General features: G+C 63.0%; 16 protein-coding genes. 1 reads left to right on the forward strand and 15 read right to left on the reverse strand.

The features are described from left to right. Window positions 1–77: 77 nt before the first annotated feature. The gene (locus tag ACYUME_RS14980; protein WP_460415440.1) at window positions 78–398 is read left to right on the forward strand and encodes a hypothetical protein; all 321 of its coding nucleotides are present in this window, start codon (window positions 78–80) and stop codon (window positions 396–398) included. Window positions 399–590: 192 nt separating this feature from the next. Here the strand turns inward: ACYUME_RS14980 and ACYUME_RS14985 are convergent, their stop codons facing one another. The 15 genes from ACYUME_RS14985 to ACYUME_RS15055 all read right to left on the reverse strand — a co-directional run bounded on the left by ACYUME_RS14985 (window position 591) and on the right by ACYUME_RS15055 (window position 13,852). Continuing rightward, on the reverse strand, window positions 591–1,385 hold the full coding sequence (locus tag ACYUME_RS14985; protein WP_460415442.1) for a DNA adenine methylase: 795 nt from the start codon (window positions 1,383–1,385) through the stop codon (window positions 591–593). Between the two features lie 151 nt (window positions 1,386–1,536). Further along, window positions 1,537–2,079: a lysis protein gene (locus ACYUME_RS14990; RefSeq protein ID WP_460415443.1), complete on the reverse strand. Its 543-nt coding sequence runs from the start codon at window positions 2,077–2,079 to the stop codon at window positions 1,537–1,539. After that, entirely contained in the window at window positions 2,079–2,630 is a 552-nt protein-coding gene (locus tag ACYUME_RS14995; protein WP_460415445.1) for a glycoside hydrolase family 19 protein, read from the reverse strand. The genes ACYUME_RS14990 and ACYUME_RS14995 overlap by 1 nt, the downstream gene beginning before the upstream one ends. A 23-nt stretch (window positions 2,631–2,653) precedes the next feature. Then, window positions 2,654–3,712 carry a phage late control D family protein gene (locus tag ACYUME_RS15000; protein ID WP_460415447.1) on the reverse strand — a complete coding sequence of 353 codons (1,059 nt, stop codon included), beginning with the start codon at window positions 3,710–3,712 and terminating at the stop codon, window positions 2,654–2,656. Window positions 3,713–3,769: 57 nt separating this feature from the next. Continuing rightward, on the reverse strand, window positions 3,770–3,976 hold the full coding sequence (locus ACYUME_RS15005) for a tail protein X (RefSeq protein ID WP_046856344.1): 207 nt from the start codon (window positions 3,974–3,976) through the stop codon (window positions 3,770–3,772). After that, window positions 3,951–4,793 carry a phage tail protein gene (locus ACYUME_RS15010; RefSeq protein ID WP_460415450.1) on the reverse strand — a complete coding sequence of 281 codons (843 nt, stop codon included), beginning with the start codon at window positions 4,791–4,793 and terminating at the stop codon, window positions 3,951–3,953. The genes ACYUME_RS15005 and ACYUME_RS15010 overlap by 26 nt, the downstream gene beginning before the upstream one ends. A 9-nt stretch (window positions 4,794–4,802) precedes the next feature. Continuing rightward, entirely contained in the window at window positions 4,803–7,409 is a 2,607-nt protein-coding gene (locus ACYUME_RS15015; RefSeq protein WP_460415451.1) for a phage tail tape measure protein, read from the reverse strand. A 131-nt stretch (window positions 7,410–7,540) separates the two neighbouring features. Beyond that, on the reverse strand, window positions 7,541–7,837 hold the full coding sequence (locus ACYUME_RS15020; protein WP_460415453.1) for a phage tail assembly protein: 297 nt from the start codon (window positions 7,835–7,837) through the stop codon (window positions 7,541–7,543). A gap of 26 nt (window positions 7,838–7,863) precedes the next feature. Then, entirely contained in the window at window positions 7,864–8,373 is a 510-nt protein-coding gene (locus ACYUME_RS15025; RefSeq protein ID WP_460415455.1) for a phage major tail tube protein, read from the reverse strand. Between the two features lie 12 nt (window positions 8,374–8,385). Continuing rightward, window positions 8,386–9,552, reverse strand: a complete 1,167-nt coding sequence (locus ACYUME_RS15030) for a phage tail sheath subtilisin-like domain-containing protein (protein WP_460415457.1) — start codon at window positions 9,550–9,552, stop codon at window positions 8,386–8,388. Window positions 9,553–9,634: 82 nt separating this feature from the next. Further along, on the reverse strand, window positions 9,635–10,078 hold the full coding sequence (locus ACYUME_RS15035; RefSeq protein ID WP_460415459.1) for a tail fiber assembly protein: 444 nt from the start codon (window positions 10,076–10,078) through the stop codon (window positions 9,635–9,637). A 10-nt stretch (window positions 10,079–10,088) separates the two neighbouring features. Beyond that, the gene (locus ACYUME_RS15040) at window positions 10,089–12,044 is read right to left on the reverse strand and encodes a phage tail protein (RefSeq protein ID WP_460415460.1); all 1,956 of its coding nucleotides are present in this window, start codon (window positions 12,042–12,044) and stop codon (window positions 10,089–10,091) included. Next, window positions 12,037–12,645: a phage tail protein I gene (locus ACYUME_RS15045; RefSeq protein WP_460415461.1), complete on the reverse strand. Its 609-nt coding sequence runs from the start codon at window positions 12,643–12,645 to the stop codon at window positions 12,037–12,039. Before ACYUME_RS15045 ends, ACYUME_RS15040 begins: the two co-directional genes overlap by 8 nt. After that, window positions 12,642–13,529 carry a baseplate assembly protein gene (locus ACYUME_RS15050; protein WP_460415463.1) on the reverse strand — a complete coding sequence of 296 codons (888 nt, stop codon included), beginning with the start codon at window positions 13,527–13,529 and terminating at the stop codon, window positions 12,642–12,644. Before ACYUME_RS15050 ends, ACYUME_RS15045 begins: the two co-directional genes overlap by 4 nt. Next, a complete protein-coding gene (locus ACYUME_RS15055; protein ID WP_460415464.1) occupies window positions 13,526–13,852 on the reverse strand; it encodes a GPW/gp25 family protein in 327 nt (108 codons plus the stop codon). The genes ACYUME_RS15050 and ACYUME_RS15055 overlap by 4 nt, the downstream gene beginning before the upstream one ends.

Consider the following 13,852-nt stretch of genomic DNA (forward strand, 5'->3'; position numbering starts at 1 on the left):
GCGTGCCACTGGAACGCCACTACCATTATTCTGGCGTCAACAATATGATGACCACTCAAGACCACCGAGGAGCAAGCATGACTGACGCAATACCACTGCACCAGCTTGGTGCTAACGTAGCTAGTACGTTTTCCAAGCTCTACCCCGCTTCGTGTGTCAGCGCCGGCAGCAACAGCCGGAAGGTCCGAGCGGAAGGCCACGCCGCTGAATCGTTCGTCTTTGACTGTCAAATCACTAACAAGCGTATCGGTGTGATGGTGCTAGATGGCGCGACCCAGTTTGCAATCGTCGTCGCCAGCAAAGAGGATATCGACAACACTCAGGAGGTGTACCTGCCGCTCGCCGAACTGAACATGTCGACCCTTCTGAAGCACATGGAACATCACTTCGCCAAATAAGCTTCCTAGCCCCTCCAAGCCCTAGGGCATCACACCCCGATTGTGCTGGAGTATTGACGAAAAAATGCGCCCAAGCCCCATATACAAAAGGCTTGGGCGCTTTTTTTGCGTCGACCGCCTAGAAGTCGAAAGGGCATAGAGGGGCATAGAATGGCCCTCGGGTTGCCCCATTTTTGCCCCATGCCGCCTGGGTCAGAACAGCTGGCCAAGCCCCGCTGGCTGCCAGTTCATGATCACCAGCTCGCCGGTCACCTCGGCCTTGCCCTGCCTCTGGTTGGCGTTGCTGTAGCGGATGTCCAGGTACTCGAAGTGGAAACCGTCGAAGGCTCGCCGGATGTCCGGGTGATCGTTGATGCTGACCATCACCCTGCCCTTGCAACGCCGCATGAAGCCGGCCATGCGCTCGTACTCCTCGAACGGGAAGTCGACGCCGTAGCCCGCGGTCTGCCAGTAAGGCGGGTCCATGTAAAAGAACGTGTGCGCTCGATCGTAGCGCTCGGCGCAGTCGAGCCAGGAGAGGTTCTCGACGTAGGTGCCGGCCAGGCGCTGCCATGCGGCCGAGAGATTCTCCTCGATGCGCAGCAGGTTGATGGCCGGCCCCGTGGTAGCGGTACCGAACGTCTGCCCGGTGACCTTGCCGCCGAAGGCATGCTGCTGCAGGTAGAAGAACCGGGCGGCGCGCTGGATATCGGTCAACGTCTCGGGGCGGGTCATCTTCTGCCACTCGAAGATCTGGCGAGAACTGAGCGCCCACTTGAACTGACGGACGAACTCCTCGAGGTGGTTCTGCACCACCCGGTAAAGCGTCACCAGGTCGCCGTTGAGGTCGTTTAGCACCTCGACCGGAGCGGCCTGGGGACGCATGAAGTATAACGCGGCACCGCCGGCGAAGACTTCGACATAGCATTCATGAGGGGGAAATAGAGGGATCAAGCGGTCGGCCAGGCGGCGCTTGCCGCCCATCCAGGGAATGATTGGAGAGGTCATTGATTGCAAGTCTTTACTGTATGAATAAACAGGTGTTAGGCTCGCCGCGCTTTGTGCACAAGGCAGGGGCCACGGCTGGACTTGCAGGAAGGGTCTGCGGGTTCGGCGGGCCGGGCTGGATGTTGACGCATCCACCCGGCTCGCCTCTTTACTACTTCGTGACTTCGCGCACGTAGGCCTGACAGGCCTTGAGCGCGATCAATCCTCGATCGCCTTCGTCGGTGATGGCGATAATTCGTCGAGCATGCGCTGGGTCAAGTTGGGCGCGTAGGGCTCCATCCACCACGCTTCCGGTGCCGGCGGGCGCTCGCCCCCTACCGTCACAACCCTGGGCGGCAATGGACCCGGCGTCGACCAGGACTGACAACCGTAGATCAGCAGTAGCAAGCCGGTCGCGCAGGCGAGCCTGAGCTTGTTGAGCATCGTTCATCTCCTTCCAGTGGGTTTTATCTTGGGCCTGCAGGCGATCCTCCAGGGCACGCCTTGCTTCCTGTAGCTGCTCGAGCTGGTCAAGCGCCGCCACCGCAGCCCCCTCCCGCTCTCGGCTATGCTCCAGGTCCTTTGCAGCAAGCTGCTGCTCGTAGCCCGCCGCCTGCGTGGCCAGCTCGTTGGCCTGCCACCACCAGGCAAGCCGTGCGCCGACCACGGCCCCGAACACCAGGGCCAGCAGCGCAAGCCGCGATTCCAGGCCCATCAGATCAGCACCTGCTCGGCACGCCTGTAGATCGCCAAGCGATCCTCCAAACCATTCAGGCCGCCGTTGATGCGCCGCGTGATGGCTTCGAACGCCGACGGCCCCTTGTCGGCCAGCGAGTTAAGCCCCGCCTGATGCCAGAACCACCCGGCCGAGTCTGCGGCATGCTCAGGGCGCTCGAGGAGTTCGGGGTGGGCCAGCAGGTCCAGGCCCAGCGCCTCGCCACAGCGTTTGTAGTTGTCGTGCCCGGTGACCTGAATCAGGCCACGGCCACAGTATTTCTGGCCGTCGCCATCTGCCTCAGGGGTGTTGCCCAGGCGCGCGGCGAGCTTGCCGGTATCGTACTTGCTCAGGTACTGATAGCCGCCCAGCTCGCGGACGTAGCGCAGCTGGCCAGATTCGTGGCCAACCTGGGCAAGCCACGCACGCTTGCGGAAGGGAGTGACGATCCCCCACTTCACCATCGACGCGTTCAAGACAGGAAGAAAAACGCCGGCTTGGGTGCCGGCGTTGGGGAGGATCTGCTGCAGCTGCTTGAGTGTGACGGTCATCTTGAATCTCCTGTTGTGGCCGCTCAGGCCGGGTTCACCGCGACCACCTTCAGTGGCTTGCCGGATTTCGATTTCTTGCCCTTGCCTTTGGCCTTGGCCTTACCCTTCTTCCCGCCGTTGCACTCCACCGCAGTCGACCAGCCAGAGGCATCGAACGTCTGCTCGACACTGTCGACCAGGTACTGCCCGTCCAGCCCATCCTTGAAGCCCTTGGCGGTGATCACCCGCTCAGCGAAGAGATCAGTTCGCCCGGGCATCTGCAGGCGCACGCTCGCCGTGCTGCGGTTGAATGCCGCAAGCTTGGCTTTGGCCGCCTGCTGGGCTGCCGACTTGTTCGGGTAGATGTGGCGATCGGTGTGCACGCCCGGCAGGCCGGAGGGGGCGTCGTCGTTGCTCAGCTCGATGACGGCCAGTTCTCCAGTCTTCTTGTCCTGGTGTGTGGTCTTCACGGCCGCCTGCGCGCTGCGATCGCCGAGTCGGAACTGCCACCGGCTCACATCCGCCGGGGTGACCGTGATCGCACCAAAGGACTTGCCGCTGGCACTCAGACTGGCTTCGCGAGGCATGACCAGCAGCTTGCCGTCGGCCACCTTCGCCGTGCAGTCGTACTGTTTGGCCAGGCGGGTGATGAAGTTGAAGTCGGATTCGTTGCGCTGGTCGACGCGATCAACCTTCGTCTGCACCGGACAAACCGGCGTCCAGCCGTTCCGGGCGGCGATGTCGCGGACGATCTGCGACAGGGGCACGCCTTCCCAGCTGCCACTGCGCGTGGTCTTGCCGGTGCCGCGCATATCGCTGGCCTTGCCACGGATCACCATGGTGCGGGGCGGCGCCGAGACCTCGATCTCGTCGACGGTGTACCGCCCCAGACGAGCCAGGGGCTGGCCAACGTAGCCCAGGTGGACTTCGATCCGGGCTCCCCGGGCAGGCAATGCCACTGCGGCATCGCGGTCATCGATCCGCAGCTCGAACTCGTCGGAGTCCATGCCGGGCTTGTCGGTGGTTCTCAGCAGGATCAGCCGGTCGTTGATCAGCATCGTGATGTCCCTGCCATCAGCGACGATGCGGAAAGTGGGTTGCATAGGCCCTCCAGAATGAAAGAGCCCCGCACTGGGCGGGGCTCGGTGTGTGGCGGTGGGTCACCCCCACAGCTCGATTGTCTCGATCGACGGCGCTGCCAGCTCGGGCAGCACGATGATCACCCCGGCGCGGTAGGGCTGCGGCTCATCCGCCAACCCAGGGTTCTCCTGCAGCACCAGTTCGACGGTGCCGTTGAGGTGCCCGTAATGCTGGTAGCACAGCGTGTCCAGCAGATCCCCGTCAGACGTTCTGCATGTCGTTGCCATACTTCACAAACTCCAGTGAGAAACCCTGCTTGCGAGGGATGCCGCCGGCCAGCAGCGCGCCCTGCTCCTCGTCCAAGTTGGTCAAGCACCAGGTGCCCAACACGTCGCCGTAACCGGTCACCAAGCTGACCGGCTGCAAACGGCGAATGATGGTGCGCAAGGCATCCAGTTGCTTGATGCCGCTTCGACTGGTGAAGATCACCCCCTTGAGAGTCAACTTGTCCTCGCCCTGCCCTACCGCCTGTTGCGCGATGTCACGCGTCAGGCGCTCCTGGCCAGCCCAGCGCGCGGACGTCTGCCGCCGCAACTCATCGAACGCTGCCGTATCGAGGTTGAAGTAGTACGGCTGCAACTTCGCATCGAGCGGCTGCAGGATCAGCAAGTGCGGAAACGGCTTGACTGCCGAGGCAGCAGGCGTTGCCAACGGCCCCAGTGCGCCTGTCGGCAAGATGTTCGCCAGTGCTGGGCTGGCCTGTCCGGCGATGCGGTTGATCGCCGCCGAGGCCTTGCTGGCTTGCTCCTTCAGCGAACCGATGCGGTCTTGCACCGCCGCTGCGCCGCTGACTACGCGGCTGTAAGTGGACGCGACCTGACCCACCGCCGACTGCGCGGCGTTGATGCCTCGCATCATGCGCTGCAGCCGCTGGCCGAGGGCCGGGCCGAGGACTGGCAGATCCTCGAGCTCGCTCGCGGCGCCGGTCATGTCGCTGACGGCGCCGGTCAGCGGCCCCAGCATTCCATCCAGACTGGTACGGCCAGCCTCCCCCGCCGCGATCAACGACGACAGCGTTGACTGCATGGACTCCATATAATCCATGGCACCTCCTTACACATGAGGTTGATCAAAGAGCTGACCAGCAGCCTGTCGCGCGAGGCTTTCCCGTGACCAGGTTTCCCAGCTGTTGCGGATCATCCCCTCAAGCGAGCGGAACACCTGCTGCGGATCCTTGACGTCACCCTGAACCGTGATCGGCATGTTGGGCATGTAGGAGAACTGCTGGTCGACCTTGGGCGGGTCCGCCTTGGGCTTGGCCTGCTCGAGCGCCTGGGCCACGACGGGCGCCGTGGGAGCGGGCGACGCAGCGGCGATCGATCGCGCGACATCCCCAGGTGCGGCTTTGTCCTTGTCGACCTTTGCCACCTGCTCGTCCTCACCGAACAGTTTCTTGCCCAGCCAACCACCCAGGCCCTCACCACCGAGGCCGCCGATCGCCGCCCCGATGGCACCGCCAATCGCCGTACCCAAGACCGGTACAACCGAGCCGAGCGCCGCACCTGCGGCACCGCCCGCCAGCGCACCGGCCAACCCGCCCGCCGCGCTGCCGTAGCCCTCGGCTTTCTCGTCCTGGGTTTTCGCGTTCATGGCAGTCTCGACCACGGTCATGCCCGCATCGAGGACCTTCCCGCCTGGGAGCCTGCCGACCACCTTCGACACCTTGCCGACTGCGCCCATCATTCGGCCTATCCGCCCGACCTCCGCTGCAGCCGTCGCAGCACCTGCAGCCGCCACACCTGTCGCTGCCCCGGCTCGAGCGACTCGGCCGACAGCCCCCGTAGGAGCGGATCGACGCGGCGCAGGTCCACCCCGGCCCCTGCGCTGCCGGCGGCGCCGTCGACCAGCCGGCTCACCCACGTCGGCCGATGAGCCAAACCCACCCAGGTCCTTGGCGTTGACGACAAATACTCGCTGTGGCTCGCTCCCGAGGCCACCACGGTCATCGTTCGCAGCACCCGCACCAAACACCTTGCCTAACGCACCGAGGCCTGCATCGACTACAGGATTGCCCGTCTCCGGCAGCTCTCCCTCGCCACCGGCGCCGCGCCCCATCCTACGGCCACGTGCGAGGTTGAACACCCCACGCCCAACCCTGGCCGCGCTGCGAGCAGTGAGGAACGCCATGACCGCCGCAGCAACACCCGCGATGCCCATGACCAGTCCAGGCAACTTGTCCGACAGGTCAGTGATGCCGTGGACGATCTTGGTCAACCCCGTCGCCAGCAGGTCAGTGGCCGGGCGGATCGCATCGCCGATGCTCCGCATTGAGTCGTCCACGGCCTGGCCCAGCTCGCCCCACCGCTGCTTGGACGTCTCGCGACGCTCGGCCAGGTTCTTGTCGAGGATGCCCGCGACCTTCTTGGCGTCTGCTGAGTCGGCTTTCAACGTGCTGTAAAGGCCACGGTTCTGCGCGTAGGCCGTGAGCGCCGCCTTGACCTGCTGATCAGCGAACACATCGCCGGTGCGCAGGCTTTTTTCCAACGCCGCCAGCGCCGCCGTGGCCTTTTCCGGATCGACTTCCTTGTCGATCTTGGCCTGGGCTTCCTTCATCGCCAGCGCTTTCTTTGGGTCGGTCTTCTCAACGTACTGCAGGGCCAGGCCCATGGACGCCTCGAAGACGTTCATGCCCTTTTGCAAGCCGGTGTTCAGCGACTTCTGGTAGTCGATCCCGACCTTCTCATAGTTCTTCTGGATGTCACCGGCGCCGATCTTCTCCATCCAGTTCTTGAAGTTGTTCGCCGCCTCGTCGGAACTGCCGGCAGTCTTCATCTGCACCTGCAGCATTGCACCCAGCGAGGTGACCGCATCCAGCCCCGTGACACCGCCCTTCTCCATGCCCGCCAACAGCTGCGGAAACCAGCGCGCCATGTCGCTGGCTTCAAAGCTACCGGCCTGGCCCTGGTAAGCAATGGCCTCCAGGGCCTGCTGCATGACCTTCGGATCGGTGATCTTGGCGTTCTGCTGCAGCGCCTGGATCATCGCCGCCGTGTCGACGCCCGACGCCCCCTGGCCGATGGCGAACTTCGCCGCCGTCGGCGCATAGGCCATGGCCTTGTCCACCTCCATACCGGCACCGACCAGCTGATTGATCAGGTCCGCCACGTCGTTGCGCGACATTCCGGTATCACGCGCGGTATCGATTACCGCCCTGCTGAGCTGGGCCTCTTGCGGCTTGTTGACGATGTCCGACTTGATCGCGATGTCACGGATGATCGCTTGATAGTCCGCACTGATCTTCGTCGGGATCGCCGCCAGACCGGCGCCAACTACAGTGGCACCGATGTTGGACTTGAGCGACGACTTGCCCGCATCGATCTGTTGCCGGCCTTTATGCTGCAGATCTGCAGCTTTCGCTTCACGCCCGAGTCGCTGGTACTCCTTGGACAGCCGGCCGACCTCGACGCCCTGTTTCTTCAGCGCATCGAGATTGCCCTCCAGGCGCCGCAGCAACCCGGAGGCCGCCGCCGCGCCGCTGTCGTGCGCCTTCTTCCATTCCTCCCGGAGCTTGATCGTTTCGCCGATGGTGTTCTTCAACACCTTCGCGCGGCTGCCGCTCTCCTCGAGCTTCTTGATATGCCCCTTGGCGGTACCGAATGCCGAACCAAGCGATGCGGCAACGGCCCCGCCAATTTCCAGCGCGATCGCCAGCTTTGCCATGCGCTACCCTCCTGCAGGCTCAATCCGTGAGCCACCAGACGATGTCCATCCACGACATCGCCGAGATCTCGACCGCCGAAAAGCCCAGTTCCTTCGCCAGCCGCTTGGCCAGCCGCTTCTGGGATCGCGGGTCAAAGTTCGTCGTCTTGCACCAAGCGAAAATAGCCGGCCTGCAGGCGGGTGTAGTCCTTCAGGGTCAGGCCTTCCAGGTCCTTCAAACCGACCTCGGCCAGGGAGGCGAACAGGTTCAGTTCGCGTTGCTCGTCATCACCGTTCGTGAGCTGCTGTGCAGCGCGGATGTCGCGCACCGTCGGCGCCCGCAGGCTCAGCTTGTCCACCTGCACGCCATTGCACTCGGCTGGCTTGCTCAATGTGACGGTGACGCGGTCGACTTCAACCTGCAGATAAGCGGGGATCTTCTTGCTCATGGGGTGTTGTCCTTGTCAGTGAGGGGTTACAGGCCCAGGGCCTGGCGTTGGGCGGCGAGCTGGTCGACGCCGTTGATCACGCGCTTCATGCCCAGGGCATCGATCTCGTAGACCAGGCGACCGTCGACCTCGAGCTTGTAGTAGGTCACCGCGACGTTGTGCTTGATCTCGGCCTTGTCGCCGGACTTCCAGTCGCCCATGTCTACCTCTTTCAGCGCACCACGGAGGGTCACAACCACCGGAGTGATACGGCCCTTGAGCCCTTTGAAGGCACCGCGGAAGGTGCCGTTGAAGGCGGTGCCGTCGGCCAGGCCGAAGAACTTCAGCGATTCGCGGCGAATGCCGGTGGTGGTGAAGCCGGCCTCCTGCTTTTCCATGCCCTGGTCCATCTCGACCGGCAAGTCCATGCCACCGGCACGGTGTTCTTCCATCTTCAGGGTGAGCTTCGGCAGGGTCAGGCTGGGCACGTCGCCCTGGAAGCTGACGCCGTCGACGAACAGGTTCAGGTTGGCCAGTGTTTCGGGGATCATCGCCATGCAGGTTGCTCCTTATGCGTTGCCGTCGAGGACTTCGGTCAGCCACTGGTTCGTGACCTCGACGCGGAAGTTGGGGTTTTCAGCCGGCGGGACATCGGTGAAGCGGATGTTCCAGTACACCTTGCCCTGTTCCAGCTGGCTGGCAGTGTTCAGCTCAGGGTCGGCGAACACCTCGAAGTTGATGATCGCGCCCTGGTTCTTCAGGTCGCGCATGAAGGCCTGCAGGCCTTCGGTGACGTCCTTGACGTAGGTCGCGGTGATCGAACGGTCAACGGCCCACTTGTGGCCGTAGAGGATCGCGTCCATGACGATGTCCATGGTCCGCACGCGGGTAACGAAGGCCCACTTCGGATCGCTCGACAGGGTGCGGTTACCCCACAGGCGGTAACCGTCGTCGCGGATGATGGTGGCGATGTTGGCGTTGTTCAGCAGGTTGGCCCGGCAGGTCTCGTCGCCGTCGAGGAACTCGATCGGCCGTGAGGTGCCGGTGATGCCGACGAACTCCTTGTTCGACGGCGAGGCCCAGAAGCCGTACTCGCTGTCCGTCCACGCGAACAGACCGGCGACCCAGGCCGAGCCGGGGGCATCCACCGTTGTGCTCGCATCGGTATCCCAGAACCGCACACCGGGGTCGACCAGGAACGCGCGCTTGGCACCGAACTCACCGGCATAAGCAGTGGCCGCTTCGTCGGTGGTGTTCGGCCCGTCGATGATGGCGATCCCACGCAGCTTGTCGGCCAGGGCCACCAGCGCCGTGCCGACGGCCTGGGTAGCGCTGTGCTTGGGGGTGACCAGCAACCGCGGTTGCGCGTTGAACCGGCTCTTGCCGTCGAGCAGCGCCTGCAGGCCGGTGCGCTGGCCGCCTGCCTTGGTCCCCCCGATGATCGCCGAGGTCTGTTCAGCAGCGTCCTCGAGTTTAGCCACGCCGCATGCGACGATGACGGCCTTGGCGCGGGTATAGATGGCGCGGCAGGCCTTGGTGATTGCCGCACCTTCGCCGAACGCGGCGACCGCCTCGCGCTCGCTGGTGATCAGCACCAGGTCATTCGCCTTGGCCGTGGCGCCAGGGCCTTCGGTGAAGGTGTCGACCAAGCCGATGATCGAGGACGACGGCAGCGCGATGCTGCGGGCGCCGGTGTCGACGTTGGTCACGGTGACGCCGTGAAAGAATCCACTCATGCAAGTCTCCAGATGCGAAAAGGCCCCGCAGAGCGAGGCCGTTGGTTCAGCAGGAAAGAAAACGCCCCGTCAGTGCGGGGCGTCAGGGGTTGAGGTCAGGCAACCAGGTCGGAACCGGCGGCCGATGCTCGATCAGTGGGAAATCTCCGCCCTCGGGCCATGTGCGGAGCGCACGGCGGTACGCTTGCAGCTCGGCATACTGCTCTTCGGCCAACGTGGTGGTCCCGCCATCCTCCAGCTCATCGCGGTGCCTCGAGACCAGGGAATCAGTTGCCGCAAGCTGAGCATCACGCCAGGATCGCTCGAAGGCCTTCAGTTGTTCCATGGCTAGCGGCGGCGGATCGATCAGCACCGGATACCCAGCCTCATCCGAACTAACGACCTTGGCACCGGAGGAAAGGCCCGACAGCACAGCCTGCCATTCAGTCTCACTGATCTTCACCACATCCGACGGCATATCTACACCGTGCACGCTGAGGTAATAAGCACCGCATGTGGACGGGCTGAAATACACTGCTTCGTTCATAGTTCCGACCTCAATTGCCAATGGCTCGCCACATAGCGGTCCAGCCCGCCTGTGCGGCGTTTGCCGAGTTCTGAATTCGAACCTGACAACTTGTCTTGGTGAGCGAGGCCCCCATGACGTTGTGCATAAGCGACAGTGAACCCAAGTGCATCGGTGTGATGTTGAACACCGCGTTCGGGAACGCTATTGGGAACGTGATGTAAATCAGACCGTTTGCATCCGTCTGACCCTGCCCCCACTGTTCAATGAGCCCATCCGGGCGCTTCGCCCAGCCGGATTGACCCAGGCTCGAGTGGAACAACGGAGAATACATATCCTCGGCAGAGCCTCCAGCCAGCACCCATGAGTTGATGTTTTCGGAAATCACTCGTGCACTGCAGCCAGGCTTAATGGTGATGTTTGCTCTTATGCCACCACCTGCATTGATGGACGACCCTGAGTTTGCAACCAACGTGACGTCATAAATTCCCCAATTCACGATATGGAATGCAACCCCCGGTACGGCTCCCGCTGGCAGCGTGATAAAACCATTCGCCGCCATGTTTGCCATGACCAGCGCTCCAGCATTGGCCAAGATCAAGTTTGCCGAGGCTGTGAAACTCACTACCCCAGCTTGATTCCCGAGCGAGCGCTGCACAAACTCCGTCGTCGCAAGGTACTGGGCATTGTCGAACTGCGGCCGCGTTGACCAGCTTGGACTGGACATGACAGCTGCATACTTGAGAAACGCGGACCCGCCACGCAAGCGCCAAGTAGTCGATACTTTCACGAACTCAGCACTATCCCCCATCCCCAGGACGACCGGTATTACAGCTGCGACTTGAGATGCCAACACATCCGTCCCGGCAGCCAGGACCGTTAATGCACCACTCCCGGAGTTCACCAGTTCCACCACGGCGCCTTCAGGCACTGCAGAGGTGGGTGGCAACGTAATGTTGATCGGTGCAGCGGACGCTGCGGCCACAATCCCGCCCACGCTTGAAACCCCAAGCGCGGTGCTGGCAGTGAGCGGGGAAAAGCCCGAATACTCCACGCCCATACGCTTTGCAAAAGCAGTCGTTTGAATTCGACCGCTGTTATCGAACTGAGCTGGGTTTGTCGTGGAAGGCGTGCCCGCGAAGGCTGGCGACAGCAGACGGGCAAAGCCATCGGTAATATCGCGGAACGTCAGCGCGGTTGAGCCCAGAATGATTGGGGCGTCGGTGATCAACTGCCAGATCGTGTCGGCAAAAGTCGCTCCCTGTTCGACCGCGACTACCAGGCCGGGGGTGACCTCAGAACTGGCATCGGCATCAGTTGCGCGGGACCATGCCCCCGCCGCCGCAACCCACAGCCCGTTGTCTTTTGCCGCCGCCTGCTTTGGCAGAAGCAACCGATCACCCGCAACCAGCTGCACGCCGTCAACTACTTGAAGTCCAGCCAAAGCGACGTTGCCTGTAGCTGCGACGCGCACTGACTGCTTGTTGTCCAGCTTGCTGATCTCCTCACTAATCCGGCTGTCGACGTACTCACGCGTGGCCAGAACCACCGCCGGATCGATCTTCAGTTGCACGTTGCTGGCACTGCTCACGATCAGGTTCATACGCACCACCTGCGTGCGCCCGGAGCCCTGATTCAACAGTGGTTTGTAGGTTGGTGGGCAGTTGGCCACCGCGATCATGTCGCCGTCAGCGTCATACAGCGCGATTTCCCGAATCCAGCGACCACCGACATCGGCCGGGATGATCTGCTCGGCCACGATGATTGCCGCGTTGTTGTCGTCCACCTTCAACTGGTTCAGCGGCGCGCGACGCCACTCATTGATCAGGCGAGTCTGGGAGGCATTGGGCGTAGGGTCGGTGTTGTTCGCATCCCCCACGCCCATCTGCGTGATCTTCCACGGGATCCCGAGGGCATCCGCGTTGGCCTGCTTGGCCGCCCCCACGTTAGTGAGGATGGCGTAAAACTGTGAGTTCTGATCAACCATAAGAAATGTCCAGGGAGTCAATAGTGTGGTCGCGGCCTCCGCGCCCGACCGCGCCGGTAACATCGATATCCAGTAGCGCTGGCGGGTACACGTCGAGCTGGTCCCCTTCGTTCAGGCCATAACCGATGTAGATGGCCCCCCGCGTCTCCATGCTGATCTCAAGCCCGATCATGTGGCGGCTAACCGGCCTGGCATCATCGAGCAACGCAGACAATTCGCGGTACGTCTCATCGCTGATGCCTCCGTTCGAGACCCCAACCTTTAGCGAGAACGTCCCGCGCACGCCCGGCGGCGCCATGCGAAACCACTCTACGATCTCGATGAGATAGCCAAACGGCTCAACTACCCGCCGCAATGCCCCCAGCGTGCCCTTGTGGGCATGCACGAAGAACGATGAGCGGATAACCGAGCGCTTGACCGCCTCGGACCAGCTGTCGTCCCAGCGATCCACAGACCAGGCCCAGGCCAGTTGGTACAGCAAGTGGGCCGGACAAGTGTCGGGGTTGTAGAGCGTGCGCAGTGGTACCTCGATCACCTCGTCCGTGGCCATCTCGACGGCACGCTCCAGCTGGGTGCTGTTCAACGGAAGCAGGCTTTTCATGGCGACTCTCCACGGGTAACGCTGAAGTCTTCACACCAAGCTGCCTGGGCTTTGGTGGGCCGAACATCAGACCAGCCCACCAGCTCCACCCGGCTGACGCCGGCAATGTGCAACTGGGCGTCTACCCCTGAACGCGCCACCTCCAGGCCCAGCCGACGCCGGGGGTTCACCCAGGCAGCCAAGCGAGCCCTGCACTCGGCCAAGACGGCTTCGTTCTCAGGCCCTGTGCCTGACATGTAGACGATCGCGGTGACCTGGTACCGGAGGATCTCCGCGCCTTGGACTGTGAGCCGATCCGCGACCGGCCGCACATCATCGTCGTTCAGGTGTAGCCGCACCGTTTCCAGCAGCTCGGCAGTTGGCTGCCCATTCCCTTCCAGGTCCAGCACCGTGACAACGACCTCGGCCGGGGCCGGGCTTTCCGCCGTGGCGTCAGCGACGCGCCCGGAGGCGTTGCGGGCATGCAGGATGTAGCTGTTTCGCGGCCCTGCCGTGGTCAGCCCTTCATAGACCAGCTGCACCCGTTCACGTAACGCATCGTCTGCCTCCATGACCTGTTCCACCGGCGGGACCGCATTCAGGTCTTGGGGCTGCACAACCAGACGCTTCAAGTTCACGTTCGCCGCCAGCTGATCCAGATCGGCACCAGTGGCATAGGCCAGCAGCAACGCCTTCGCCGCATCATTGACCCGCGCTCTGTTCTGCATACGCCGGTAAGCGCCCAGCTCAAGCAGCTTGGTAATCGGGTCACTCTCGAGCAGCGCATCCCACTTGTCGCCCATATACGCACGGAAGCGCTGTAGCTCCTCGTCGTAGACGCCCTCAAAATCCAGGCTTTCCAGCACCTGGGGCGTCGGCAACTGCGACAAATCCACTGCGCTCATACACTCACCTCCAACACCGCGCTGTCGCCCAGGTACTCACCGGTCAACTGCAGATCAATCTTGCCGCCAACCACTGCCAGCACCCGCACACGCTCAAGCCGTAGCCGCGGCTCCCAACGGCCCAGAGCGCGTGCCACCTCGGCCTGCACGGCGCTCTTCCAGCCATCGTTGACCGGCAGATCGACGTAGCGCCGCAGCTGGCAGCCATACTCGGGCCGCATGCGGCGGCTGCCGACCGTGGTGCCGAGGATGTCTTCGATGGACTGCCGCAGGTGCGCAACGCCGGCAATCGGCTGGCCCGTTCGACGATCCATGCCGATCAT

This window comes from Pseudomonas sp. microsymbiont 2, assembly GCF_054788395.1.

Bases quoted from the DNA above. Each gene is read 5' to 3' on its own strand.
- ACYUME_RS14980 (WP_460415440.1), top strand. From the start codon at position 78: ATGACTGACGCAATACCACTGCACCAGCTTGGTGCTAACGTAGCTAGT.
- ACYUME_RS14985 (WP_460415442.1), bottom strand. From the start codon at position 1,385: ATGACCTCTCCAATCATTCCCTGGATGGGCGGCAAGCGCCGCCTGGCC.
- ACYUME_RS14990 (WP_460415443.1), bottom strand. From the start codon at position 2,079: ATGGGCCTGGAATCGCGGCTTGCGCTGCTGGCCCTGGTGTTCGGGGCC.
- ACYUME_RS14995 (WP_460415445.1), bottom strand. From the start codon at position 2,630: ATGACCGTCACACTCAAGCAGCTGCAGCAGATCCTCCCCAACGCCGGC.
- ACYUME_RS15000 (WP_460415447.1), bottom strand. From the start codon at position 3,712: ATGCAACCCACTTTCCGCATCGTCGCTGATGGCAGGGACATCACGATG.
- ACYUME_RS15005 (WP_046856344.1), bottom strand. From the start codon at position 3,976: ATGGCAACGACATGCAGAACGTCTGACGGGGATCTGCTGGACACGCTG.
- ACYUME_RS15010 (WP_460415450.1), bottom strand. From the start codon at position 4,793: ATGGATTATATGGAGTCCATGCAGTCAACGCTGTCGTCGTTGATCGCG.
- ACYUME_RS15015 (WP_460415451.1), bottom strand. From the start codon at position 7,409: ATGGCAAAGCTGGCGATCGCGCTGGAAATTGGCGGGGCCGTTGCCGCA.
- ACYUME_RS15020 (WP_460415453.1), bottom strand. From the start codon at position 7,837: ATGAGCAAGAAGATCCCCGCTTATCTGCAGGTTGAAGTCGACCGCGTC.
- ACYUME_RS15025 (WP_460415455.1), bottom strand. From the start codon at position 8,373: ATGGCGATGATCCCCGAAACACTGGCCAACCTGAACCTGTTCGTCGAC.
- ACYUME_RS15030 (WP_460415457.1), bottom strand. From the start codon at position 9,552: ATGAGTGGATTCTTTCACGGCGTCACCGTGACCAACGTCGACACCGGC.
- ACYUME_RS15035 (WP_460415459.1), bottom strand. From the start codon at position 10,078: ATGAACGAAGCAGTGTATTTCAGCCCGTCCACATGCGGTGCTTATTAC.
- ACYUME_RS15040 (WP_460415460.1), bottom strand. From the start codon at position 12,044: ATGGTTGATCAGAACTCACAGTTTTACGCCATCCTCACTAACGTGGGG.
- ACYUME_RS15045 (WP_460415461.1), bottom strand. From the start codon at position 12,645: ATGAAAAGCCTGCTTCCGTTGAACAGCACCCAGCTGGAGCGTGCCGTC.
- ACYUME_RS15050 (WP_460415463.1), bottom strand. From the start codon at position 13,529: ATGAGCGCAGTGGATTTGTCGCAGTTGCCGACGCCCCAGGTGCTGGAA.
- ACYUME_RS15055 (WP_460415464.1), bottom strand. From the start codon at position 13,852: ATGATCGGCATGGATCGTCGAACGGGCCAGCCGATTGCCGGCGTTGCG.